Source organism: Aeromonas aquatilis (assembly GCF_054052405.1).
Map to the genome: position 1 here is coordinate 1 of NZ_JBSTYP010000228.1, position 231 is coordinate 231.

General features: G+C 60.6%; 1 protein-coding gene. It reads right to left on the minus strand.

All coding sequences use genetic code 11. From position 1 onward, the window contains the following. A partial coding sequence (locus ACW5W8_RS24135; protein WP_498630943.1) for a hypothetical protein occupies positions 1-231 on the minus strand: 231 nt, incomplete at both ends.

Here is a 231-nt window from a genome sequence, read left to right on the forward strand (position 1 = left end):
TCAGGTTGACGCTGGGGTCACTGGGCGGCAGCAGCACCATGGCATTGGCGCCATAGTAGGTGTCGGTGTCGTCCGTCTGCACCGCCAGAAACGCCTTGCGCATATTCACTGTGCCATAGGCCCGATCCATGTCGCTTATGTCAGGGAACAGGCTGTTATGGTTGCCGCTGATGATCTCGCGGCCAGTGATGCGACCACCGCCGTCATCGGTATCAACCAGGCGCTGGCTGG